This window comes from Arthrobacter sp. 135MFCol5.1 (assembly GCF_000374865.1).
GTDB lineage: Bacteria > Actinomycetota > Actinomycetes > Actinomycetales > Micrococcaceae > Arthrobacter.
The window spans coordinates 733,189-756,898 of sequence record NZ_KB895452.1 but is presented as its reverse complement, the minus strand read 5'-3'; the positions used below and the strand labels follow the sequence as shown (position 1 = coordinate 756,898).

The following is a 23,710-nucleotide window of genomic DNA, read 5'->3' as shown; positions in this document are numbered from 1 at the left end:
ACCTAGGACCCTGCGGGGCTGCAATTGGTCCCGGACCCGTAGTGCAGCCAGTCCGGCAGCGCCGCGGTGAAGGCGTCCCGGATGGCGGGGGTGTTGGTGATGGTCCAGTCGATCCGGCCATTGACTTCGGCCTCGTTCTTGTCCCACTCGAACCAGTTGATCATCTTCAGGTTGGGGAACTGCGCGTGGGTCTGCGCGCCGAACACCTGCTCCCACCAGGCGCGCTTGATCTCCGCCTCGGAAGCGCCACCCACCGCAGGGTTGTACAGGGCAGCGGTTTCCGGGATGGCAACGGGCTTGTTGTGGTCCTTGCCGTACACGCCGTAGAAATCAGGCAGCAGGCTGTCATCGCCGTTGGCGCCGTCGTAGTTGCCCGTCAACTGGTCCGCGAACTTATTCGCCTCCGGGATTTCGTTCTCGCCCCACGGGTACGTCGCGCCCCAGTGGTACAGGGACATCCCCACCCAGTCCACCGCGTCGTCACCCGGGTAGTACGGGGCGTAGGCGTCGTCCGCCATGGTGATCACGCCGTCGTGGTTGGTGTCCAGGGCGGCGAAATCCGCGGTGCCCGGCTTGGCCTCATATTTGCCGCCGGCGAACGGGTAGCCGCCGCCATAGTTCGGCGCCCACATCATGGCGGACCCCGGTGCGTTGGTGTGCACCGCAGTGGCGAGGGTCTTGAAGGCGGCCACGTACTCCAGCGGCTGCTGCGACCAGGCGTACCAGGAGCCGTTCATTTCGTGGGCGAACCGGACGATCACCGGGACGTCGTTCTTGTTGAACCGGTCCAGGTCCTTCGCCAGGGCCGTGGCGGTGGCGTCGGTAACGGTGGACAACCCGTCGGCGGGCTCCAGGGTCAGGAGCATCATGTGGCCGTCGGCGCGGATCTGGTCCACCGCCTTGGCAAGGTCATCCTCATCCTTGGCTGTCAGCGGGAAGCCGGTGAAGGACACGCTGACTGCCGGCTTATGGCCCAGGTCCGCGGCGAACGTGGCCAGCGGCTTGGAGTGGAAGTCCAGGTTCACGCCCAACAGGGCGCCGTCAGCCGGGGCAAGCGACGCGCGGGGCTCCACCTCGCACGTGGACGCCGCCGGGGATGACTGCGACTGCCGCTGGGAGAGGTCATTGGCGAAGTTCCATCCGGCAACGCCCAAAGCCACCAGCCCGATCAGAACGGGCAGCACGAACGCCCGGCGCAGTTCTGCCCTGTTCTCTTTCCTGGAATCATCGTCCCCGGTAGGAGATTTCCCCACGGCTACGACCCGGCCGGGCGGCAGTTGGTCCCTGCGCCGTACTTGAGCCAGTCCGGGAGTGCCGCGGTGAAGGCGTCCCGGACGGCCGGGGAGGTGGTGACGGTCCAGTCGATCCGGCCGTTCACTTCGGCCTCGTCCTTGTCCCACTCGAACCAGTTGATCATCTTCAGCTGCGGGAACCGGGCGTGGGTCTGGGCGCCGAACACCTGCTCCCACCAGGCGCGCTTGATCTCCGCCTCGGACGCGCCACCCACCGCAGGGTTGTATAGGGCAGCCGTTCCCGGGATGGCCAGCGGCTTGTTGTGGTTCACCGCGTACTCGCCGTAAAAGTCCGGCAGGGACCGCTCGTCCCCGTTGGTCCCGTTGTAGGTGCCGGTGAGCTGGTCCGCGAACTTGTTGGCCTCCGGCACGGCGTTGGCGCCCCACGGGTATGTGGCACCCCAGTGGAAGAGGGACAGGCCCACCCAGTCCACCGCGGCGTCCCCGGCGTAATACGGGGCGTAAGGGTCATCCGCGATGGTGAGGACGCCGTCGTGGTTGGTGTCCAGGGCCGCGAAGTCCGGCGTCCCGGGCTGCGCGTCGTTGAGGCGGCCGGGGTAGGCGTAGCCGCCGGCGTAGGACGGCGCCCACATCATGGCCGAGCCCGGCGCCCCCGCATGGACAGCGTCAGCCACCCTGGTGAAGGCCGCCCGGTACTCAATCGGCTGCTGCGCCCACGGGAACCAGAAACCGTTCATCTCGTGCCCAAAGCGGACGATTACCGGCACGCCCTGGCCGTTGATGTTCGCCAGGTCCTTGACCAGGCCGGCGATGGCGTCGGGGGTGACGGCGGACAGGCCGGTCTTGGGTTCGAGGGTCAGCAGCATCATCTGCCCGTCGTTGCGGATCTGGGCCGCGGCCTGCTGCAGGTTGGTGCGGTCCTGGTCCGTGTAGGGGAAGTCCACAAAGGAGACGGTCACGGCAGGCTTGTGCCCCAGGTCCGCGGCGTATTGGGCCAGCGGTTTGGCCGCCAAGTCCAGGTTCACCCCAAAGAGCGCTCCCGACGACGGCACCAGGCTGGCGCGGTCCGCCACCTCACAGACGGGCAGGCTTTGGTCCGTGGAGGCCTGGCCCGCTGTGCTTTGGTCCGACGCCGGGGTGTCCCGGTTCCGGTCAGCCAGCCCGTTGGAGATGCCGGCCACCCCGAATCCCACGGCCAACACTGCGGCGGCCACGGGGAGTGCCCAGGACTTGAACCGGTCCGCCATGGCCCCCCGGCGGGTCACGGAATTGTCCGTGGACTGCTCTTCAGGCAAAGCGGAACCCCCTGGTGGCCTGCGGTTTTTGTCTCCCATCCTAAATGTCGTCCGGCGGTCCTCCGGGGTCGCTCAGAGAGGGCTGAGGAGGGGGCGCCTTGGGCGTCCTCCGGGCGGAACCGTTTTAGGCCGGCCCCCGATCCTGCCTACCCGATTCCCGTGTGGCGTCCAAGACGTCTTGAAGAGTCTGCAGGGCTGCTTCGAAGCGCTGCTTGCCCGCGTAGGAACCCCACAGCTGTTCCAACGCCTGGACCTTGGCCGATGCTTCCCGCAGCATCGTCAGTCCCCGGGGGGACGGGAAGATGAGTTTCGCCCGGGCATCGGAAGGGTCTGGCCGGCGTTCGAGGTATCCCAGCGCCTGCAGCTCGTTAACCAGTTCTGACGTGGCAGCAAGGCTGAGCTGGGCCCGCTCTGCCAGGGCTGTCAGCCGGATTCCCTTGGTGCCAACATTGCCCGTGATCTGGAGGTGGGCCAGGCGGATGTCGCCATAGCCATGGGATTCCGCTTCGTCCAGAAGCTCGCGCCGGAACTCAGCCAGAAGGCGCACGAGCAGCTGGCCTACGGGGAGTCTCCGCGGGTGGTCGGAATCACTTGACGACGGCATGGGCACGGAGGAGACTTTATCCCAGAAGGTTCGGAATCCGAAGTAAATTCGGCCGATTACCTGGTGTGAAGTACACGACCGTTTGGAGGCTGTAATGTCTTCGGAAACTTCGCCAACCCTGATTGATACAACGCTGGGTCCCCTGATGGTCCGCCGGACCGGCGCCGGTGCGCCTGCATTGTTGTGGCACAGCCTCTTTGTGGATAGTCAAACCTTCGATGGCGTCTTGGAGGATCTGGGCCGGCATCGTGAACTGTTTTTGGTTGACGGGCCGGGGCACGGCGGCAGCCCCGGACCCCGCAGGCGCTATTCCCTCGAGGAATGCGCCACTGCAGCCGCCCAGGTCCTGGATGCGTCAGGCGTGTCTTCGCCTGTGGACTGGGTGGGCAATGCCTGGGGCGGGCACGTAGGCATCGTTTTCGCCCGCACGTTCCCCGCGCGCATCCGAACACTGACCACGATCGGCACGCCCGCCTATCCGTTCTCCCGTGCAGAGCGCCTGCAGACTTCGCTACTGGTCTACCTTTACCGGGTCCTGGGTCCGGGACCGTTCAGCGGGACCATAGTGGAGGCGCTGGCCGGGCATGATGTGGCGAAGACATCGCCGGCCGCTGCCGAAGCGGTGCGCGATGCGTTCCGCCGCGGCACCAAACAGGGCAAATACTGGGCCATGCAGTCAGTGATGCTGGAGCGCCCTGACCTCCGTCCGGTCCTGCCTCTGCTTCGGGTCCCCACGCTGATGCTGGTGGGCCGGGACGATCCCATGAATGACCCTGAGCAGGCGGAGCGCGCAGCACGCAGTGTTCCGGACGGGCGGTTTGCACGCGTGACCGGGGCCGGACACGTGGCCCCGCTCCTGCTGGCACCTAACGAAGTCACCCAGCACGTCCTTGCCTTCTGGTCAGAGACCCTGAACCGGCAGGCAGCGGCATGAGCCTTACAACGGCCCCGTTACCGGCTGTGCCGCTGACCGCAATAATCGGCTGGTCGGGGCTGTTCATCCATAATCTCGCCGAGCTGCCCGGACAAGGCCTTCTCAGCCCCGAATCCTTCATCCCGTTACTCGTTACTGCCCTGCTGGTGGCCGGGTGGTTCACGCCGGCCCGGCACGCGGCCACCCTGGCCATGCTGGGCTGGGGGCTGCTGCATTTCTTTGGCGGGGGGCTGATCAGCGTTCTTCCCTTGCCGTTCCTCCCGTTCCTGCCGGAACAAACACTCAGTCATTACCTGTTCCACGCTGTTTACGCCCTGGCCCAGTTGCCGCTCGTCTTCAGTACGGTGGGATGGCTGCGTCAATCATCTTGAGGAAACCTTGAGTTTTTGACGCAATTTGTCACTTTGGGTTTCATCTGGTTGGGTCTATGCGGGGGCTCACTATCACCAATGGAGACTGTTGTGGCTTTTTCCGACTACGCAATGGCGCTTGGCGCACTGCTCGGCACCCTGTTAATCCCCTTTGCAGTCCTCTACCAGATGCTGCGGCTTAAGCGCCGCGCACTCCGGATCCCCGTCCGTCCCGCACCCCGAGGTATTAAGCGCTGACATGCCGTATGTCGATATCAACCCCCACAAAGGCCGTCCCAAGTGGGTGGGCTACGCTGTCCTGACTGTTCTGCTGGTGCTCACCGTCGCCGTCGTGGCGGCAGCACTCACCCACCACTAAGCATCCATCCCGGCCGGGGGAGCACCGCCGTCGCCGGGATATCCCGGTCTCCGGCCTTGGGACTGAGCTTTCCCCGGGCGACGCTGTCGTCCGAATGTGCCGGATTTCCGTTGTACGCCTGGTTTGAGATGTCCACCACCGGATACTGGGCCAAGTCGATGCCGGTGGGGATGGTGAACGAGCCCGTATCGTTGGCGAGGACGCCCAGGCTGACCATTCCCGAGAGATCGCTGGTGGCCACCCACACCTCCCGGTACCCCGAAGTCTGCTCGGCGGAGAGATGGATGGTGAGTTGGCGGGTCCCGTCGGGCAGTTGTTCCATCTGTGCCTCGCCGCTGCCCGTATGCGCGGCCAGGGGAGTCAGCGGCGTTTCGGCGAGGACCCTCGCAACCGGACCTGACCGGGCGGGGCCGGGCGACGGCGTACCCCCTTGTCCCAGGACCCCCGCAGCGGTCCACCCGGCGGCCGTGCCGAGGATGATCCCGGCGGCGGCGGTTGCCATCCACAGCCCGGGTCGGCGCCGGTCCCTGGCACCCGGCCGCAGCGGAATGGGTGCGGCAACCTTGCCGTCGTCGGGCGTTGACGGTGTCTCCACCTCGTCAGGCGGGGCGGCCGGCTGGGCCGCCTGGCTCCCGGGCGTGGCCACGGGATCGGGCCCGGCCAGGGGATCCGCTGCCAGCGCCGGTGAAAGTCCCAAGGCCTGATGGATGGCCGTCCAGGTCCTGGCGCTGGGTTGTTCGAGCACGATGCCCGCAGTATCCAGGGTGGCGATGTCGGTGACCCGCCGGAAACTCCGCAGGGTTGCGGCGCACTCCGGACAGGTGGCCAGGTGGTGAGCGTCGGCCTCCGTGCCCGGTGTCTCGCCCAGGGCCATGAGGCCCAACAGTTCCGCGTCAAGGTGTTCCATGCTCCACCTCCAGGCGGGTGCGCAGCCGGGCCAGGCTGCGCCGGATATGGCTTTTGACGGTTCCGAGCGGCAGGTTGAGCCGCGACGAGATCTGATCGTGGGTCAAGTCATCGTAGAACGCCAGCCTGAGTATCGCCTGTTGGGGGTCTCCCAAGTGTTCCAGTTCATCGTCAAGGATCAGCCGGTCGGCCACGGCCTCCGCGAGGGCGTTCTCGTCCCCGCCGGCAAACGCCGGGTCGAGGCCGGGGTCCCATTCTCGGGTGGCGGCAGCCTCCATCGGATGCTCCTTGGGCGGCAATGGGCCTGATTGGAAGCCCCATTATGCCGCTGCACGGGACGGCCCGCTACGGGCTCATGGCACTGGCGGGTACCCCCGTGCTTGTCCCCGGCGGCGCCAGGGTGCCGGCGCCGCCGGGGACAAGTTGCAGGTGCGTGCGGCCGGACTGCGGGGGTTAGTCGCAGTCGCGTCCGCGTGAGGCGGAGTCCACCACCTGGACGGCCACGCCCAGGGTGTTATCGGCCAGGCTGCCCCAGGCGTACACGATCGTGTTCTTGCCCTCGGCGATGTTCACGTCGGCGGGACCGATGAGCGGGGTGGTGGTTCCCGCTGCCGCCACCGAGGCAGAGACGGTTCCTTCCTTCAGGGTGAGGGTCTTCTGGTTCGGGTTGGTGAGCCCCTTGACGACGGCGGTCCCGCCGGCCAGGACATCGACGGCCGGGGCGGCCGCGACGTGCCGGACGGTCAGCTTCCCCTTGCCGTCAGGGCTGGGCTTGGTGTTGTTCTTGAAAAGCGTGGCGGTGGGGGTCCCGTCCGCGGCCAGGTGCGCCACCGCCGTGTAGTCCCTGCCGGCCTTGAGGTCCACGGTGACCGGGCCGATCACCGGGTTGTCGGCGCTGGTCGCGTCGGCGCCCGTAATGGCAATTTTGTGGTCTCCGTCCGGAACCTCCAGCGGCCCGGCCAGGGTGCCCGGCGTGAAGTTGTTCAGGGTGAGCTTGCCGTCCACCCAGACGTCCACTGTCAGGCCCGGGACGCCGTGGAGGACGGAGAGTTTGGCCGTTCCGTCATGGTCGTGGTGCCGGCCGGACGCCTGGGCGGGGGTGGCGAAAGCGAGTGCTGCCAGCAGCGTCGTTGCTCCTGCGACTGCAGAAAGTGTCTTGCGCATTCCAACTCCTAATGAGGGGCCCCGATGGGGGCCGAGGTTCCGCTTACAACCCCTACTACCGGCCGAATGCCCTGCCCGGATGCAGCCCGCGGAAGAATCTTTGCCATTCTTACCCGGCTGGTTCCCGTGTGCGGCGCCAAGGACCTCTGCCTGCCCTGCGGTCCATCAGCGTTGCCGCGCCGAGGGCCCCTGAAATGACCACCATGCTGCCCAGCCAACCGGCGGCAAGGATCAGCAAGGTCATCCGGTCACTGGCTTCCACCGGCGCCAGCGACTGGCCGGCCACCACCACCTTGCCGGCCGCCTCCCGCGCAACGATTGCCATCCGCAGGCCGGTCTCCGGCTGCCACGTCACCGTGTCCGTACCCAGCGTCCGCGCCGCCTCAAGCACGCCGGTGGGTACTACCGGAATGGTCCCGTGCAGCGTGACCGTGCTGGAGAGCGGGGTGTTGTCCTCTCCGTAAACAATGAGGAAGACGCCGCTGTCCGGCGCCAGTTCCAGCCAGGGGCCGGCCGCCGTGTCGGGGCCCTCTTGCTGGAGCCGCGCCGCCGCTGCCGCCGCGGGAGCGGTGTTGGCCGCACGGCGTCCGATTTGCTGGAACGTGACGTAGATGCTGCCGAAAGCGAAAGTGGCAATGATGGCTGCGGTCACGCACCACATGATCCTTCTCATGTGAATATGATCCGCCCGGACCCTGCGAGCAACAGTGCCAAAAGGAACAGGCGGCCGCCGCCCGGGGCCGGATGCTCCCGGCATAGCCCGTAGACTTACTGTTTGAACTAGTGCTGCATAACAGTTTGCCGATCGTCCGGGGGGACAGACATGCCACAACCGGCGGATCAGAATGCAGGCGCCCCAGCAGAGGATGCAGGGCAGCCGCAACTGCGCCGACGCCGCGACCTTCGTCGTGCCGACGGAACAGTGGACGATGCCTGGACAGGAACCATGCCAGCAGTAACCCCTTCCCCTTCCAGCCAGAACGACGCCGGAAAGCCGGTGACGCGCCGCACGTCCTGGGCCGAGGCGGCCGCCGCAGCCGACGCCACCAAGCCGTCCCGCGCCCCGGCCCCCACCCGCACCCCGCCGCCGGCACCCGCAGCCCCGCCCGCTGCGCCGGTGTCGACGCCCGCCGAACCCATCGCCTCCGTGCCGGGCACCTCCCGGCCGGGAACCGCCGAACCTGCCGCGGCTGAGCCAGCCCGCCGCGCCGGCGGCGTTGCTCCGGAAGCGGCAGCGCCGTCGTCGGACACTCCGTCATTCCGCCGCAGCCGGCCCACCGTGGCCGACACAATCGCGGAAAGCCCCATGCCGGACTTCATCAGCTCGCCCGGCCTGTTCGTCAAGGAACAGAAGCCGCGGCCCGTGGGCGGGTTCCGCGGGGCGCTGTACAACCTCACCGGCGGCGCCTGGAACCTGGGCCCCGGACCCAAGCAGCGCCAGGAGGACGAGCTGGGCCGCCGGATTTCCCGGCAGCTCCAGGGCAGCTACAACACCGCCGTCCTGAGCCTCAAGGGCGGCATCGGCAAGACCTCCACCACGGTGGGCGTGGGCCTGACCCTGGCCGAATACCGCGGTGACGCGCCGTGCGCCATCGACGCCAACCCGGACTCCGGCGACCTCGTGGAACGCGCCCTGGGCGAGGGCATCTACCAGCAGTCCAGCCCGCGGACCATCACGGACCTGCTGGAGAACATCGAATCCATCGACTCCCTCACCGCCCTGGCCCGGTACATGCACCACGCCGGCCGGCTGCACCTGATCGCGGGGGAGCAGGACCCGGAGGTCTCGGACTCGCTGACCGCCGAGGAATACCTGCGGATCCGCAAGCTCATCTCCAGCTACTACTCCGTGGCGCTGACCGACTGCGGCACCGGCGTGACGCACAACGCGATGAGCGGGATCCTGCAGTCGGCAGACAACCTGGTGATCGCCGCAGGCTACGCCGTCTCCGGCGCCAAGCGGGCCCGCAGCACCCTGCATTGGCTGGCCAGCCACGGGTACGAGGACCTGGCCCGGAACGCGATCGTGGTGATCACGGACAAGGACGAGGTGTCCTCCCGGGTGGACAAGGACGCCATCGAGGAACACCTGTCCGGGATCTGCCGCGAACTGATCGCCGTGCCGCACGACCGCGGCGTGGCCGACGGCGACCTGGTCACCCTGGACGTGCTCAAGCCGGAAACGCGGCGGGCGTACAAGGAGATTGCCGCGGCAATCGTGGACGGGTACCGGTAACCAGTTCGTTATTTTCCGGCGCCGGGGCAGGTATCCCGGCCGCCGGATTCAGGTATCGGTTACTGATCACATTTTTCGGGCGGCTGCATATCCTGCATTCATGCTGAAAACCGTGCTTCGGAGTTTTCGTCCCAAGCCAAAGTGCAAGGTCTGCGGCTTGGTCCTCCCTCCCTCTCCCACTGCGGTGTTTTGCTCCCGGGACTGCTATGACAGCTACCTGTCCACGGCTGACGGTGCCCGCCGCAGACAGTAGCTGATGATCGTCTGAGTAGTGCCCGGTGCGAAAGACAGGTAGCCGGTACCGGGGACATCCCGGCGGCACGCTCGTAGCCTCGTCAGCATGATGGATCTCATGGATGGTGGGCGCCGCCGTCGCCGCTTGCCGAAGCGCGAGACGCTGGAACTCGTTGGGTTCACGGCGTTGTCCGTGGCGGCCGCGGCTGTACTGCTGCCCGTGATCGGGGTGAAGACGGTGGTGAGCTCGCTGCCGTTCGTGAAGCCCGCGCCCGGGCACGACGCCGAGGACAGTTACCTGATCAATTAGCGCCGTGCCCGGCGCCTGCCCGGCGCTTTGCCGCGCGGCGCTTATCCAACGGGGCCTCGACTGCCTACCGTTGGGCGATCCTGAACAGCGCTCCCGTGGGATCGGCCAGGGCGGCAATGCGGCCAAACGGCGTATCCTCGGGCGGATGGATCACCGTGCCACCCAGGGACGTAGCCATGTCCACGCCCGTATCGGCGTTCCCAATCGCGAAATACACCTGCCAGTTCGACGGAACACCCTCGGGAAGATAGGTGGCATCCATGATGCCGGCCCGTGATGATTCACCGGATCCGAGCGTGGTGTAACGGAAGTCCTCCGTGTCGCTCAAGACCTCCGTTTCCCAGCCGAAGACGTCCTGGTAAAACTTCACCGACGGAGCGTAACCGCGGGTGTGGAGTTCGTGCCAGTAGGGGGTGCCGGGTTCGCCCTTCGCCTGGTACCCGGTGTGGCCGCCGAACTGCCATGCGCCCACGGCCGCGCCGCCCGTGTCACCAAACATGGCCATGTGCCCCTGCTCCGGGACCTCCATGGGCGGCATGAAAACTTGGCCGCCGGCCGCGTGGGCAGCCGCCGCTGTGGCCTTGATGTCCTCCACCCGGAGATAGGTGGTCCACACGTCCGGGTAGCCGGATTCTCCGTCGTTCTTCATCATCCCGGCCACCGGCAAACCATTGGCCAGGGCGGTGATGTAACCGCCGTATGTCTCTTGGTCGCCTTCCTGGTAGGTCCAGCCGAACAGCCGCGAATAGAACTCGCGGGCCCGTTCAGTGTCCGAGGTCATGAGGTCGATCCAGCAAGGATCACCGGGGGCAAACGTGGGCTGGGGCATGGGGACTCCTGGGGTTCGTTGAGGAAAAGCAGGGTGGTCTGCTACCGACTCTAGTGCCGCTCTGGCCGCCCGCGACAGCCCTTGCCGGGAGGCCGCCGTCGTGCCCTGACATGCGCGCGTTGGCGTCCGACGGCGGGCTCCGCCACGATGGTGCCCATGGCTCCAGTGACGTGGCTCCAGCGGCCCCGGGGGAGCCGGTCCGTGGAACGCGGGAGCAGCGGAATCCTGGCTGCCTTGGGCCTGGGGATGGTGGCCTCCAGGTCCGGCTCCTGGTTCCTGTGAATTGGCTGGCAGTATCCCTCGGTCCCGGAGTTCCGGCCCGATTCCGCCGAGTTCGCGGAGTAGGGTGAAAAGACGGTTGCCGGCGTGATGTGACGCGGGGAGCTGGCAACCGGTGCTGTACCACCACGCGCGGAACCGGAGACACCCATGCCCAAGGAATTCCCTGCCGCGTGGGAACCTGCCAAGCGCCCCAACCTTTTCCGCGCCACCGGAACCACCCTGGGCTGGATCACGCTTTTCCTGGGCGTCAGCGCGCTCTGTGGCGCCCTGGTGGCGGGCCTGATGATGCCCGCGGCGGCGGTGACCGAGACGGCAGTGGCTGACGGCGCCGCCGCGCTCAAGACCGACCTGCCCAACGACGTGTTCTCGGCGCCACCGGCCCAGATGACGCGCGTGCTGGCCGCTGACGGGTCACTGATTGCCACCCTGTTCAGTGAGAACCGGACCCGGATTTCCCTGGACCAGATGTCCCCCAACATCAAGAACGCCATCGTGGCCATTGAGGACTACCGGTTCTACCAGCACGGCGGCATCGATCCCGAGGGCATCTTCCGTGCCTTGGTCATTGACGCCGGCGGCGGCCACCAGGGGGCCTCAACGCTGACGCAGCAGTACGTCACCAACATGCTCAACGAAAACCTGATTGCCCAGGGCAAGGACGCCCAGGTGGTGCTGAACGGGCAGAAAGGCCTGGACCAGAAAGTCCAGGAGATGAAGCTCGCCATCGGCCTCGAAGAAAAGTACTCGAAGGACCAGATCCTCGCCGGGTACCTGAACGTGGTGGGTTTCAACGCGAACGCCTACGGGATCGAGGCGGCCAGCCAGTACTTCTTCTCCGTCGACGCCAAGGACCTCACGCTGCCGCAGGGGGCGCTGCTGGCCGGACTGGTCAACGGCCCCTCGCTGTATGACCCCACCGTCCACCCCGAGGCCGCGAAAACACGGCGTGACCTGGTGCTGGACGCCATGCTGCAGCACGGCTACATCGACCAGCAGCAGCACGACGACGCCGTGAACACACCCCTCCAGCTCAAGGTCAATCCACCCAAGCAAGGGTGCGCCTACGCCTCCCAGGCCCAGTACTTCTGCGACTACGTGCTCCACCAGATCGAAAACGACCCCGCCTACGGCGCCACGCAGGATGAACGGGACCAGAAGATCATGGCGGGCGGCCTGACCATCAAGACCACCCTGGACCCGCGGCTGCAAGGACCGGCCCAGTCCCAGGTGGACGCCACGGCCGGCGCCAATCCGGACAAATGGGGCGCATCCCTGGTCACCATCGAACCCGGTACCGGGAAGGTGCTGTCCATGGCGCAGAACTCCAGGAAGCTGCCGGACGAAGGCAGCGGGTTCGTCTCCGACTACAACTTCAACGTGGACAGCAGCGACGCCGCCGGGAACAGCCTCGGCGGTGTTGGCGGGATGCAGCCCGGTTCCACGATGAAGCCCGTCACCCTCGCTGCGTGGCTGGGGGAGGGCAAGTCCAGCAACCAGGTGGTCGATGCCTCCAAGCGCCGCTACGGCATCAACTACCCGTGGAAGACAACCTGCCACCCCGTCCAGGGCTGGTTCGACAGCACCGTGCCGCAATCCTCCGACCTGCAAAACGATGAGCCCAACTGGTACCGGCCCATGACGGTCCGGGAAGGCATCTACCAGTCGATCAACACGGCAACGTTCGCGTCGCTGGCCGGGTTGAACGATTTCTGCGACGTCCAGCGTGCGGCAGATGCCATAGGGCTGCACCTGGGCAGCGGGCACGACCAAAAGATCGACCTCTCCACCCTGGGCAACATCCTGGGCAGCCAGAACGTTGCCCCCCTGACCATGGCGAACGCCTTCGCAACCTTCGCCGCCAACGGCACCTACTGCGCACCCATCTCCATCACGGAAGTGGACGACGCCCAAGGCAAGAAGATCGGCGGACAGGCACCGTCCTGCCAGCCAGGCTCCCTGAATCCGGACGTGGCCAAAGCCGTCACCAACGTCCTCCAGGACGTCCTCACCAAGGGTTCGGGCCTGCTGATTCCGCAGAAGCTGGGGGTTCCGGACGCCGCCAAGACGGGCACCAACGAGTACAACAACCAGACCTGGGTGGTGGGCTACACCAAGGGGCTGGCCACGGCGTCGTTCTTCGGCGACCCCTTCAACGGCGGACCCAGCCGGCTGGGGCGCAACATCACCGTCAACGGAAAGTTCTATCCGGCAGTGGACGGGGCCTACATTGCCGGACCGCAATGGGCGCAGTACATGCAGGGCGTGGTGGGCCTCTTCGATCACGGGAACTTTGACGCCCCGCCGCAGAGCCTGGTCAGCGCCCCCGGCCCGCAGCCCGCCAAGAGCAGGTAACGGCGGCCCCTTCCGCCGGGTGCTGAAGGTTCCCGCATGCACCGTGGTGCGCGCCGCCGTCGTACCTCCCTGCCCTGCCGCCGGGCCTGCACGGGCCTACGCGGCGGTTGCGCGGGGCAGCCGGATGCAGAAGCAGGCCCCCGGGTGCTCCGGGGTGGCTGGTTCCACAGTCAGCCGGAGGTTCATGCGCTGCGCCAGCCGGGAGGCGATGGACAGGCCCAGGCCGGTGCCGGTGGGGCGCTGTCCGTCGTACCGGCGCGCTAAGACACCGCGGTCAAAGGCGACGGCGGCATCCTCCGGAGTCAGGCCCGGGCCGCTGTCACGGACCAGGATGGCGACGACGCCCGGCGGGCCTGCCAGCTGGCCGTTCCCGGGTGCCGGGCCGGGGGAAGAAGCCACGCCCTCTGTCCGGACCTGCAGGACCAGCGGTTTCCCCGCCGGGGTGACGCGCAGGGCGTTGCCGATCAGCCCATCAATGAGCTGGCGGAGCCGCTGCGCATCCGTGCTGGCCAGCAACGGTCCGGCGGGGTCCGCGGCGGGCACGTCCAGCACCAGGTCCACGCCCGCCTGCGCTGCGGCCGGGTGCCAGGCACGTTGGGCTTGTTCAAGAACGGCGGGAACGTCGACGGGCTGGATGTCCAGGGAGAAGTCGTCCGCCTCCAGCCGGGCCAGGGCCAGCAGGTCGCGGACGAAGCCGTCCAGCCGGTCGGTTTCGGCGGCGAGGGTCTGCCCAACGCGCACCGTGTCCTCGGGCGGGATCAGGCCGTCCTGGAGGGCTTCGGCGTAGCCGCGCAGGGCCGTCAGCGGGGTGCGGATCTCATGCGAAATGGACAGCAGGAACTCCCGTTGCCTGCTTTCACTGGCCAGCAGCGCGTGGTCCAGCGTGTTGATGGCCTCGCCCACGGCCCGGACCTCGGTAACCCCTGCCGGGCTGAGCTGCACGGTCCGCTCGCCCCGGGCCATCCGCCGCGCCGCCGCCGCGGTCCGGACCAGCGGGCCGGAGAGCCACCGCGCCAGCAGCGTTCCCGCCAGCACCGCGATGAGCAGCCCCGCGGCCAAAGCCAGCAGCATGGGCTGGAGGAGCCGGGCGGAGGTTGCGTTGACGTCCGCCAGGGGCCGGATCAAGGCGATGCCGCCGCCCTTGGCCAGCGGCCTGGCCTCCACCAGGTACTGGACGCCGCCGCGGGTAAGGGTGCGGGAGACTTTCTGCCCCGAGAGGACCGGTTGCACCTCGTCCATACCCAGGATCCGGCCGGCCACGCCGGTGACCGTGCCGGACGGGGTGATGCTGGCGAGGTCGTAATTGTCCGGGCCCAGCAAATGGCGTTCCCGCAGGTCCAGCGCCTGGGACGCCACCGGTGCCGCGCTGAACGCATCGGCCTGCCGGGACAGTTGTTCCCGGGCCTGTGCCACGGCGGCGGAACGGATCAGCGGGAAGGCCACGCTGCCGGTGACCAGGGCCGCCAAAACCGCGACGACGGCGGTCACCAGGGTGGTGCGGCCCGCGAGGGAACGCAGCCAGGGAGCCCGCGCGCGGCGTGACTGCTGCTCCGGCGCCGCCGTCGTACTTGTATGGGCGCTCACGATCCCTCCGCGTCCGCGGAGTAGCCCACGCCCCGCCGGGTGCGCAGCGGGTTCCCGGGACCCAGCTTTGAACGCAGCTGGGCGATGTGGACGTCCACAGTTCGTCCCGCCGAATAGTCCGCCTGCCCCCACACCGCGGAGAGCAGCTGCTCCCGGCTGAACACCCGGCCCGGGCTGGCCATCAGGTAGGCAAGCACATCGAATTCCCGCGCGGTCAGCTCCACCGGCGAGCCGTCCACTGCCGCGGTGCGGGCTTCCGGGTCCAGGGTTACCGGCCCTGCGCGGAGGACGCCCCGGCGCGGAATCCCGTCGCTTCGCCGCAGGACCGTCTTGAGCCGGGTCACCAGCTCACGGGGAGAAAACGGTTTAGTCATGTAGTCGTCCGCGCCCAGCTCCAGCCCCAGCAGCATGTCCACTTCGTCGTCGCGGGCGGTGACGAAGATGATGGGCGTCCAGTCGTTCCGCGCACGCAGACGCCGGCACACCTCGATCCCGTCGATGTCCGGCAGGCCAACGTCCAGCACCACCGCCACCGGCCGCAGGCCCCGGATCCGGTCCAGGCCCCCTTGGCCGGTAGTTTCCACGTGCACGCCGAAACCTGCCCGGCTCAGGTAGATCCGCTGCACATCGGCGATGGCGCGCTCGTCCTCAACGATCAGCACCAGGCCGCGGGACGGCGGGGCGCTGGCCGCTGTTGGTTGTTCCATGTATCTATTGAACGCTGCGGCAGCTCCGGCCAGCGGCCACGGACGCGCGACTTTACGTTCCCCTTACATTCCCCGAACACCCGCCGGATGTGGGAGCGCCAGAGTAGGAGACGCACAACCTGCAGCGCCCGGAACGTCCGGGCATGAAACGCCGAGGAGTACACCATGAACACCACACCCAGCACGTCCCGCAACCGCACCGCACGCTTTTGGGCGGTCCGCGGAGGCGCCGTCGCGGCCGGCGTTGTCCTGGTGGGCGGGGCCGTCTTTGGGGCCACGGCCGCATTCGCGGACGGCCAGAGCCCGGCGCCGTCGGCCTCCCCGTCCGCCTCGCCGTCAGCAGGCTCCGGGTCCGGTTCCGGCAACGCCAAGCACGCCGCCCACCCGTTCGTCCGTTCGCTCCGCAACGAACTCCGTGTGGACATCAAGGGCGGCGACGGCTTTGGGGACAAGGCCCACGTGATCGCGTACGCCCTGATCCACCGCGCCCAGGCCTTCGGCAAGCTGCCGGCCAACCTGCAGGCGGACCTGAAGACCCTGGAAGCGGCCGCAGCCTCAGACCGTGATGCCGCAGCCGCCAAGATCAAGGACACCGCCCTCAACGGCGGCTACGGGGACAAGATCCAGAAGGAAGCCAAGGCCATCCAGGACAAGGTCAACCAGGCGCCGGCCAAGCAATGACCATCACGAGACGACATCCGGGACAACGAACAGCGGCCGGCTCTAGGAAGCCGCGACGGCGAACAGCCCGGCAACGCCGATCAGGTACAACACCAGGACCAGCAGGGAGTCCACGCCCATGCCCAGCAGCTTCTTTTGCGGCCGGAAGAGGATCCCCAGCAGGTAGACGAGGGTGAGGAGGATGGCCAATGCGGTGAGGTAGATGTCCGTTGACTGGGCTTGGGGGAGTACCGGCTTGCCCGTGATCAGCACCGCCACCAGGAACAGCACCGGAAGGAAGGCGTTGCCGCCGAAGATGTCGCTGAACGCGAGTTTGTAGTCCCCCTGCTTCACGGACGTGAGCCCGGTGGAGATCTCCGGCAGTGAGGTTGCCAGCGCCAGGAACGTGGCACCGAACAGCACCCCGGAGAGTCCGATGTTTCCGGCGATCGCATCACCGCTGCGTTCCAGCACCACGCCGGCGCCCAGGGTGGCAAGCGCGGCGGCGCTGAAGATCAGCACCGAGGTGCCGGTGCGCAGGTGCTTGTTCTTCTCGCTGTTCTGCTTCTTGGAGTGGCCCCGTGGTTTGTCCTGCGCCCCGGGGGCGTCCCCTTGCTGGTGCCAGGGCAGGTCCTTCTGGGAGCGCTGCACCAGGATCAGGCCAACAATCCAGAACACAGCAATGAGGACCGCGGCGGGCGTGAGCCGGAACGCCACCAGGTTGCCGGGCATCTGGCTGCCGGCGATCACCACACCCAGGACGGCGACGACGGTGACCGCCTCGATCACCAGCGTCAGGGATGCCGCGCGGTAGCTCAGCGGGTGGCCGCCTTTGGTGCCCAGGGCATCCAGGACCACCAGCACCACCGTCTGGATGGCAATGCCGCCCAGGATGTTGCCCACGGCCACGCCAATGTTGTTGGCCAGGGCTGCGGAGACGGTGATGGCGATTTCGGGCAGGTTGGTGGCGATGGCCAGCAGGATGAGGCCGCCCAGCGCGGAGCCCAGGTGCAGGCGGTCATCGAGGATGTCCGTCTGTTTGGACAGCTGGATCCCGGCCACCCAGATCACGGCCGCAGCGGCGGCAAAGATGAGCAGGAGGACTGCAAGGGGCAGTGATTCCAATCCGGGGTCCCTTCCTGGTGGGGTCGCTAAACCGCGTGACGTATTCCCCCCATGGCTGGGCCGTACCCACATTTGTGCTGGTCACCCATCTTCACGCTGCTCAAACCCACATTGACGCTCCCTTGGTTAGAGTCGTCTTTCGGGCACTGTGAAAGGGGTATGAGGCCATGGAGGGGAAGCCTTACGTGCCGAATGAATTGCTGTCATGGCTGGTGGGGGACCGGCTGTACTCGGTGGAGTTCGTCCTCAACGACTACGTGCAGCTGCGCTTCGACGGCGCTCCGGCCGGGATCTCAGGTGTTGGTGCCAGGATGCCCAACAGGCGTGCTTTTTGGACTGCCATGAGCCGGTCACGCACGTCCAGTTTGCGGTAAATATGCTCAAGGTGTTTGGTGGCAGTGCGTGGCGATATGGTGAGCCGCCTGGCGAGTGCTTCTGCCGTTAGACCCTCACTCAGGAGCGTGAGGATTGTCAGCTCACGACCCGTCAAATCATGTGCTGAGCTCTTCGGGACCAGGTTGGCCTGAGCCGCGGCAACACTCAGTTGGAGGGACAGCCCGGTGAGCACGGGTTGCAGCAGTCCGGCCAGCGCCATCTCCTGTTCAGTGAAGTCACTGTCAGGCCGGGAGACAAGGTAGGCGTTATGGTCGGGGCCACCGAGTCGCAGCGGTATGGAGAGCTGATGGTTAACGCCCCAGGGGCGGGACAAGTCTTCCCAAACCCCTTTCTGGTGGTCGCTGGCCAACGCGGCGGGGACCCGGCCGTAGGACTGCGGCGCGGTCTGCCCGGTGAACACAAACCAGCGAAGCAGCGGTTGTTGCCTGAAGTCGTACCCGCCCGGAGGGTCGTTCGGAATGTAGTCGAGCGGCCAACAGGAAAGGATATGGTTCTCCCACTCCGGGCTCACGTGGTTCCGCGATGCAAACGAACCGTTGAACGACTCGGCCATGAGCTTAAGAAGCTGTGCCTCGTAGTGCGTGGACGCGGCCGGCGGCCCCTGAAGGACGTCCCCCAAGAACTCCAGCCACAATTTGTAAAGCGCGTCATTGCGAACCACGCGAGAATCTTAGATCCAGGCGGCGCCCAACAACAGCCGCGATGCTACCCATTTAAGCCCCTGTTTAGTGTTCCTTCCAGTACGTAGAACTGCTTAGGGAAACAGCCCGCAAACTTTTCTAAGCTGGACATAGCGGGCACAGAAACTTACCTCGCTGTCCTGCATCTATTGAACTGGAGCCGCCTGCATCCCAGGGAGGCGGCGATCCAGGGCCGGTCGCACGGCTTGCCCGGAAGCGTGCAGGCACACTCCATTTCCGGAAAGAGACATCGCACCAGCACCCAATTTTGAATAGAGAAGAATCATGAAAAATAGAGCCAAGCCCTTTGCGCTCGTTGCGCTGCTGACGGCCACCGCGGTTGCCACGGCCCAACCAGCCCGCGCGGACGATTCCCTCATCCTGCCTGCAGGTTTGGGCTGTGCAAACTTTGACCTGCAACTCCAGAGCTCCGGAGGTAATTTGCAGACAAAAGACTTCTACGACAGGGACGGAAGCAAGGTCCGTACCATTACGGCGGGAAAGGGCGTCCTGCTTACCTATACAAACCTGGCAAACCGGCGGTCCATTTCTTTCAACACGAGCGGCTCGGTATCGAAGACCACGTACAACGCTGACGGTTCCTTTACCGTCAGCGCAAGTGGCCATAACGGATTGATTCTCTTCCCCACCGACGTTCCGGCTGGCCCAACCACCACCCAATACATCGGGACCATCGTTTACACGGTCGATCCCGCCACTGGCGTGTTCACGTTGACCAGCACCTCAGGGCAAGCCGTGGACGTCTGCGCTGTGCTGGGCTAGCAAGGCCACAGGACGCCACACGGCAGTCACCGGGCCAGCGCAACAAGGTCGCGGCGAAGTGCTTCAATAGCCGGCATTTCCCGCCACTCTCTTGGGCTGGCCACCCATTACAGTTCACGCCGTACTTGGAGACAGCCATGATCGCACAACACAACTTAGTCATTGCCGCCCTTTTCCCTGCGCTCTTCCTCACCGGAGGAGGAACTGCCAATTCATCCGACTCCGGGGACAATCCACTGACTACATACGTGGACTGCCCGCTGGAAAGGATCGGGTCCCAGCTCGTGCGTTGCGACAATCTCACAGGCACTGGAGCGGAAGCACCTGCCTGGATCCCCGAGCAGAAGTAGGCCACGAAGCCGCTGAGGCCGGCCTCCGCCGCCGGGACCCTGTCAGTGCTTCGCAAAACTGCTAATCATGCTTACTATTGTGGGGCGCGGGCTGCCCGCTGGGGGCAGAGCACCCGCGCCGCACCGGAGGTCTCTCAAGCATGGACAACGAACTGCGTCCCCTCACCGATGATGAACTGATGTCTGAGCAGGCCACCGCCCTGCCGGACAAGGAAGTGGCGTCCGTCCTGGACCTGAACGCGGACCTGGACCTGGGCATTAACGCTGCGGCTCCCATCGACCTGGCCGTAGCCGCCAACGCGAACGTGGCGGCCCCCATCGACGCGGCAGCCTCGGCCAACATTCTCTCCTTCGGCTCTGACGCGCAGGCGCTCTCGAACCAGGACGCCGCGATTGACCAGGGCATCGTGGCCGACGCCAATGCCGACTCCGCCCAGGACAGCGTGATCGGCCAGGGCGACGGCACCACCGAGACGGGCACAGGCACCACCGATGCTGGCACCACCGGAACCACGGATGGGACCACCGGAACAGCACCTGCCCCCACAAGCACCGGTGGCGTCACCGACGCAGCGGGCGCGCTGAACGGCAACCTGCTGAACGTGGACGTGAACCTGGACGCCGACGCCGCCATCGCCGCCCCCATCAACGGTGCCGTGGCCGCGAACGCCAACGTCGCCGCCCCCATCGATGCGGCCGTTGCCGCGAACATCGGTTCCATCGACAGCCAGGCGTACGCCATCTCGGACCAGAGCGCCACCATTTCGCAGCACATCGACGGCGAGGCCAACGCCACAGCCGGCCAGACGTCCAACCTGCAGCAGTAAGCCAAGATGACCCAAACCCACGGCGGCCCGCCTCCCGAGGCGGGCCCGCCGTCGTCACGCGTTTCCCTCGCCCAGGAACCGCCGGGCCAAGGACGTACGACGGCGGGAGCCCACCTTCCGGCCCTGGCCGACGGCGTGCAGCTGCTTGGCACGGCTGAGGGCTCCGGCTACCGTGAGCCGCCCGCCCTGGTGCGCCGCGGCGACGGCCAGACCCTCCAGCTCACCCGGCTGCTGTACCTGGTGCTGGAAGCGGCGGACGGGAACCGGGACCTCGACGGAATCGCCCGGCACGCCAGCGAGGGATCCGGGCGGCTGGTCAGCGCGGAGAACGTCCGCACCCTGATGGATTCGCAGCTGCTCCCGATGGGCCTGCTCCGGCTTGCCGACGGCAGCCAGCCCGAGGTCAAGAAGTCCAACCCGCTGCTGGGCCTGCGGTTCCGCTACATCGTGACGGATCCCGAACGGACCCGCAGGATCACCGCGCCGTTCGCTGTCCTGTTCAACCCGCTGATCGTGGTGGCCGTGACCGCGGCGTTCCTGGCGGCCTGCTGGTGGGTGCTCATGGTCAAGGGCCTGGGCTCGGCCACCCACGAGGCGTTTGCCCAGCCCGCCCTCCTGTTGCTGATCCTCGCCGTCACCATCCTCTCTGCCGGCTTCCACGAATTCGGCCACGCCGCCGCCACCCGCAAGGGCGGCGCAACCCCCGGCGCCATGGGGGCCGGGCTGTATCTTTTGTGGCCGGCATTCTTCACCGACGTCACCGACTCCTACCGGCTGGGCCGCGGCGGCAGGATCCGCACCGACCTCGGCGGCCTGTACTTCAACGCGATCGTGGCGGTGGCCATCATGGGGCTGTGGTGGGCCACCGGCTTCGACGCGCTGCTGCTGGTGGTGGTTACCCAGATCCTGCAGATGGTCCGCCAGCTGATCCCGCTGGTGAAGTACGACGGGTACCACATCCTCGCCGACGCCACCGGGGTGCCGGACCTCTTCCAACGGATCAAACCCACCCTCCTGGGGATCCTGCCGTGGCGGTGGGGAAACCCGGAAAGCAAGGTGCTCAAGCCCTGGGCACGCGCCGTCGTCACCGCCTGGGTCCTGGTCACCGTGCCTGTACTGCTCTTCAGCATGGTGATGATGGTGCTGTCCCTGCCCAGGCTGCTGGCCACGGGCTGGGCCAGCGCGGGGAAGCAGCAGGAACAGCTCGCTGCCAGCCTTTCCGCTGGTGACTTCGCGGGCGTGGCGGTGCGGGCGCTGGCCATGGTGGTGGTGGCGGTGCCGGTGCTGGGCGTCCTTTACATCGTGGTGCGGCTGCTGCGGCAGCTGGTGACGGGGCTGTGGCAGAAGACCCGCGGCAAGCTGGTCCAGCGGACCATCGCCATGGGTGCCGTGGCCGTCCTGCTCGCCGGGCTGGCCTGGGCGTGGTGGCCCGACGGCGGGACGTACCGTCCGGTCCAGGCGTACGAACGCGGGACGCTCGGTGACGCCACCCGGGCCATCCTTCCCGTCCGCGACAGTGGGGCGTTGCGGCAGGGCAGTGCCGGACGGACCCTTGCGTTGTGGCCCGCTGGAGCCGCCAAGCCCACCCGGGACAACCCGCAGCTGAGCTTGGTTTTGGTGCCCGTTGGCGGATCCCCGGCGGGTGCAACGTCCGCCACTGCGTCCGGCGGTGCCTCGCCCGCATCCGCTCCGTCCTGGGTGTTCCCGTTCGACCGGCCAGCCGCGCCGGCCGCCGACGGAAACCAGGCGCTCGCCGTCAACACCACCGACGGCTCCGTGGCCTACAGCTTGGCATTCGCGCTCGTATGGGCCGAGGACGGCGAGCCTGTGACCAGCACCAACGAGGCCTACGCTTTCGCCAACTGCACAGGGTGCGCGGCCGTGGCCGTGGGTTTCCAGGTGGTGCTGGTGGTGGGGCAGGCCGATGTCATCGTGCCGCAGAACCTCTCCGCGGCCGCCAACTACAACTGCCTGGACTGCCTGACCTATGCGCTGGCCAGCCAGCTTGTCCTCACGATCGACGGTCCGCTGGATGCGGCCGCCAAGCAGCAGCTCGAGGCATTGTGGGCGCAGATCGCCGACTACGGGAGGCACATCCAGGACGTGCCGCTCTCCGAGATCCAAGCCACGCTGTCCGGATACAAAGACCAGATCACGTCCATCGTCAAGGGCAATTCCGCGGCCGGAGGGACCTCGGTGGCAACGTCCCCGGCGTCCGCGGGCCCCAGCGGCGTTCCCTCCACGGGGCCCACCGCCCCGGCGGTGGACAGCCCTGCTGCGGTTCCCGCGACAGCACCCGCCGGTACCGCCGCACCTGCGCCGGCAGGGACCGGGGCGGCCACGGCACCGGCGGGCCAGTACGTGGAAGGCGGGCAGCCGACGTCGGCCGTTACGGGTGCGACGCCGGCACCCACCAATGACGCCGGGTACGGTGCCACGCCTGTTCCGGCGCCAACTTCCAGCGCCGGCTGACCACCGGACCGGTTGCACCTTTGAGCCCGGCACCCTTGTGAAAAGGGTGCCGGGCTCAATGGGTTTCCTGTTGGGTTACCGTGCGTCCGGGTCAGCCCTGCGGGCCGCCGCCGGGGCCGCCGGTTTCCGTGGAAGTCACGGTGAAGGAGGCGTCCAGGTAGACGGTGGCGCGCGTTCCATCCGACGTGATGATGTGGGCCTCGTAGGTGGCGCTTTCGGCGTCGTTTTCCACGCGCTGGATGGTGGCGCCGGGGTTCGCCGCCAGGGCGGCGTTCGTCACTTTGGTCGCGGTGTCCCCGGTGAGGAGCGTCTCCGTGATGCCGTTGGCCTGGTGGCCGCCCTTTGATTCGTCCCGCGGAGCCTGACTGGTGGACGTGCCGGTGCTGGACTGGCTGGTGCTCGAGTCCGTAGTGGCGGCATTGGCCGGCAACGCCGCACTGGCCAAGGCACCACCGCCGATGGCTGCTGCGAGGGCGAGGCTGGCGATCGCTGACTTTAAGGTGGTCTTCATGTGGGGCTCCTTCTGGGTTGGCCCTCCGCTGGAGGGGGATGAATCAAGCATCCGGGCCCCGGCTGTTCCCGATGTAGGGCTCCGCTGTGCAACCGCTGTGGAGATTCTTGGACCTCTGGACGTTGGTGTTTGTGCCCCTGACCAGCAGGAAGCCCCTGGCATGTGTGCGCCAGGGGCTTCCTTCGGATTCTGTGCCTGTGCCCGCTACTCCGCGAGCTTGGAGACGGCCTGGGCCCAGAGGAAGAACTTGTTGGTCCCCAAGTCCTTGACGGTCTTGATGTTCAGCGCCTCTTTGAGCTTTTGGGCGTCGCCCTCGGAAAGGCCCTTCAGTGCTTCGACCGGCGCCGCAGCCAAGTCGTCGATGCCTTTGTCGAGGTATTCCTTGTCGAACTTCGCATTGATTCCAGCCATACTGTCCTCCTGGTGTTCGGGGTCCTGACTGTGCTGTGGGGCACAACCGCCATTGAACCACAGCGTTTATCAGTTT

General features: G+C 66.9%; 23 protein-coding genes and 1 pseudogene. 10 read left to right on the top strand and 14 right to left on the bottom strand.

Translation table 11 applies throughout. The features are described from left to right. Positions 1 to 2: 2 nt before the first annotated feature. From C563_RS0103570 to C563_RS0103560, 3 genes are all read right to left on the bottom strand, one after another. Positions 3 to 1,253 carry a glycoside hydrolase family 26 protein gene (locus C563_RS0103570; RefSeq protein ID WP_026264339.1) on the bottom strand — a complete coding sequence of 417 codons (1,251 nt, stop codon included), beginning with the start codon at positions 1,251 to 1,253 and terminating at the stop codon, positions 3 to 5. Positions 1,254 to 1,255: 2 nt separating this feature from the next. Then, a complete protein-coding gene (locus C563_RS0103565) occupies positions 1,256 to 2,548 on the bottom strand; it encodes a glycoside hydrolase family 26 protein (protein ID WP_018760661.1) in 1,293 nt (430 codons plus the stop codon). A gap of 124 nt (positions 2,549 to 2,672) precedes the next feature. Further along, positions 2,673 to 3,152: a MarR family winged helix-turn-helix transcriptional regulator gene (locus C563_RS0103560; RefSeq protein ID WP_051083386.1), complete on the bottom strand. Its 480-nt coding sequence runs from the start codon at positions 3,150 to 3,152 to the stop codon at positions 2,673 to 2,675. Between the two features lie 94 nt (positions 3,153 to 3,246). On the opposite strand from C563_RS0103560, the gene C563_RS0103555 reads away from it, so the two are divergent. Together C563_RS0103555 and C563_RS0103550 are read left to right on the top strand one after the other, a co-directional pair. Then, entirely contained in the window at positions 3,247 to 4,086 is an 840-nt protein-coding gene (locus C563_RS0103555; RefSeq protein WP_018760659.1) for an alpha/beta fold hydrolase, read from the top strand. Then, positions 4,083 to 4,457: a hypothetical protein gene (locus tag C563_RS0103550; RefSeq protein WP_018760658.1), complete on the top strand. Its 375-nt coding sequence runs from the start codon at positions 4,083 to 4,085 to the stop codon at positions 4,455 to 4,457. Before C563_RS0103555 ends, C563_RS0103550 begins: the two co-directional genes overlap by 4 nt. A gap of 344 nt (positions 4,458 to 4,801) precedes the next feature. Here the strand turns inward: C563_RS0103550 and C563_RS0103540 are convergent, their stop codons facing one another. The 4 genes and pseudogenes from C563_RS0103540 to C563_RS0103525 all read right to left on the bottom strand — a co-directional run bounded on the left by C563_RS0103540 (position 4,802) and on the right by C563_RS0103525 (position 7,537). Continuing rightward, the gene (locus C563_RS0103540; protein ID WP_018760656.1) at positions 4,802 to 5,722 is read right to left on the bottom strand and encodes an anti-sigma factor; all 921 of its coding nucleotides are present in this window, start codon (positions 5,720 to 5,722) and stop codon (positions 4,802 to 4,804) included. Next, positions 5,709 to 5,921 (bottom strand): annotated as a pseudogene (locus tag C563_RS0103535) (RNA polymerase sigma factor); the annotation flags it as partial. The gene C563_RS0103540 and the pseudogene C563_RS0103535, both read right to left, overlap by 14 nt. A gap of 253 nt (positions 5,922 to 6,174) precedes the next feature. Next, positions 6,175 to 6,885, bottom strand: a complete 711-nt coding sequence (locus C563_RS0103530; RefSeq protein WP_018760654.1) for a DUF4397 domain-containing protein — start codon at positions 6,883 to 6,885, stop codon at positions 6,175 to 6,177. 109 nt (positions 6,886 to 6,994) lie between these two features. Further along, entirely contained in the window at positions 6,995 to 7,537 is a 543-nt protein-coding gene (locus C563_RS0103525) for a hypothetical protein (RefSeq protein WP_018760653.1), read from the bottom strand. A 294-nt stretch (positions 7,538 to 7,831) separates the two neighbouring features. On the opposite strand from C563_RS0103525, the gene C563_RS0103520 reads away from it, so the two are divergent. After that, positions 7,832 to 9,121: a MinD/ParA family ATP-binding protein gene (locus C563_RS0103520; protein WP_018760651.1), complete on the top strand. Its 1,290-nt coding sequence runs from the start codon at positions 7,832 to 7,834 to the stop codon at positions 9,119 to 9,121. A 340-nt stretch (positions 9,122 to 9,461) separates the two neighbouring features. Next, positions 9,462 to 9,665, top strand: coding sequence for a hypothetical protein (locus C563_RS0103515; RefSeq protein WP_231369825.1), 204 nt, complete (start codon positions 9,462 to 9,464; stop codon positions 9,663 to 9,665). 64 nt (positions 9,666 to 9,729) lie between these two features. Here C563_RS0103515 and C563_RS0103510 read toward each other — a convergent pair whose 3' ends face one another. After that, positions 9,730 to 10,494: a VOC family protein gene (locus C563_RS0103510; RefSeq protein WP_018760649.1), complete on the bottom strand. Its 765-nt coding sequence runs from the start codon at positions 10,492 to 10,494 to the stop codon at positions 9,730 to 9,732. 156 nt (positions 10,495 to 10,650) lie between these two features. Here C563_RS0103510 and C563_RS22905 point away from each other — a divergent pair, with 156 nt between their 5' ends. Both C563_RS22905 and C563_RS0103500 read left to right on the top strand, forming a co-directional pair. After that, positions 10,651 to 10,776 carry a hypothetical protein gene (locus C563_RS22905; protein ID WP_269208825.1) on the top strand — a complete coding sequence of 42 codons (126 nt, stop codon included), beginning with the start codon at positions 10,651 to 10,653 and terminating at the stop codon, positions 10,774 to 10,776. A gap of 147 nt (positions 10,777 to 10,923) precedes the next feature. Next, positions 10,924 to 13,128 (top strand): transglycosylase domain-containing protein, encoded by a 2,205-nt coding sequence (locus C563_RS0103500; protein WP_018760648.1) that lies wholly within the window; start codon positions 10,924 to 10,926, stop codon positions 13,126 to 13,128. Positions 13,129 to 13,224: 96 nt separating this feature from the next. Here the strand turns inward: C563_RS0103500 and C563_RS0103495 are convergent, their stop codons facing one another. Continuing rightward, positions 13,225 to 14,712 (bottom strand): sensor histidine kinase, encoded by a 1,488-nt coding sequence (locus tag C563_RS0103495; protein WP_018760647.1) that lies wholly within the window; start codon positions 14,710 to 14,712, stop codon positions 13,225 to 13,227. Further along, positions 14,709 to 15,419, bottom strand: a complete 711-nt coding sequence (locus C563_RS0103490) for a response regulator transcription factor (RefSeq protein ID WP_018760646.1) — start codon at positions 15,417 to 15,419, stop codon at positions 14,709 to 14,711. The genes C563_RS0103495 and C563_RS0103490 overlap by 4 nt, the downstream gene beginning before the upstream one ends. A gap of 165 nt (positions 15,420 to 15,584) precedes the next feature. Between C563_RS0103490 and C563_RS0103485 the strand changes: the two genes are divergently transcribed. Then, positions 15,585 to 16,100 (top strand): hypothetical protein, encoded by a 516-nt coding sequence (locus C563_RS0103485; protein WP_018760645.1) that lies wholly within the window; start codon positions 15,585 to 15,587, stop codon positions 16,098 to 16,100. Positions 16,101 to 16,142: 42 nt separating this feature from the next. On the opposite strand, the gene C563_RS0103480 is transcribed toward C563_RS0103485, so the two are convergent. Both C563_RS0103480 and C563_RS21825 read right to left on the bottom strand, forming a co-directional pair. Further along, positions 16,143 to 17,204 (bottom strand): sodium:calcium antiporter, encoded by a 1,062-nt coding sequence (locus tag C563_RS0103480; RefSeq protein WP_018760644.1) that lies wholly within the window; start codon positions 17,202 to 17,204, stop codon positions 16,143 to 16,145. A gap of 253 nt (positions 17,205 to 17,457) precedes the next feature. Continuing rightward, on the bottom strand, positions 17,458 to 18,261 hold the full coding sequence (locus tag C563_RS21825) for a helix-turn-helix transcriptional regulator (protein ID WP_018760643.1): 804 nt from the start codon (positions 18,259 to 18,261) through the stop codon (positions 17,458 to 17,460). A 304-nt stretch (positions 18,262 to 18,565) separates the two neighbouring features. Here C563_RS21825 and C563_RS0103470 point away from each other — a divergent pair, with 304 nt between their 5' ends. From C563_RS0103470 to C563_RS0103460, 3 genes are all read left to right on the top strand, one after another. Continuing rightward, a complete protein-coding gene (locus C563_RS0103470; protein ID WP_018760642.1) occupies positions 18,566 to 19,063 on the top strand; it encodes a hypothetical protein in 498 nt (165 codons plus the stop codon). A gap of 490 nt (positions 19,064 to 19,553) precedes the next feature. Continuing rightward, positions 19,554 to 20,240 carry a hypothetical protein gene (locus tag C563_RS0103465; RefSeq protein WP_018760641.1) on the top strand — a complete coding sequence of 229 codons (687 nt, stop codon included), beginning with the start codon at positions 19,554 to 19,556 and terminating at the stop codon, positions 20,238 to 20,240. 6 nt (positions 20,241 to 20,246) lie between these two features. Continuing rightward, positions 20,247 to 22,712 (top strand): hypothetical protein, encoded by a 2,466-nt coding sequence (locus tag C563_RS0103460; RefSeq protein ID WP_018760640.1) that lies wholly within the window; start codon positions 20,247 to 20,249, stop codon positions 22,710 to 22,712. A 91-nt stretch (positions 22,713 to 22,803) separates the two neighbouring features. On the opposite strand, the gene C563_RS0103455 is transcribed toward C563_RS0103460, so the two are convergent. Together C563_RS0103455 and C563_RS0103450 are read right to left on the bottom strand one after the other, a co-directional pair. Continuing rightward, a complete protein-coding gene (locus tag C563_RS0103455) occupies positions 22,804 to 23,223 on the bottom strand; it encodes a hypothetical protein (protein WP_018760639.1) in 420 nt (139 codons plus the stop codon). A gap of 204 nt (positions 23,224 to 23,427) precedes the next feature. Beyond that, positions 23,428 to 23,634, bottom strand: coding sequence for a hypothetical protein (locus C563_RS0103450; RefSeq protein WP_018760638.1), 207 nt, complete (start codon positions 23,632 to 23,634; stop codon positions 23,428 to 23,430). Between the last annotated feature and the right edge of the window lie 76 nt (positions 23,635 to 23,710).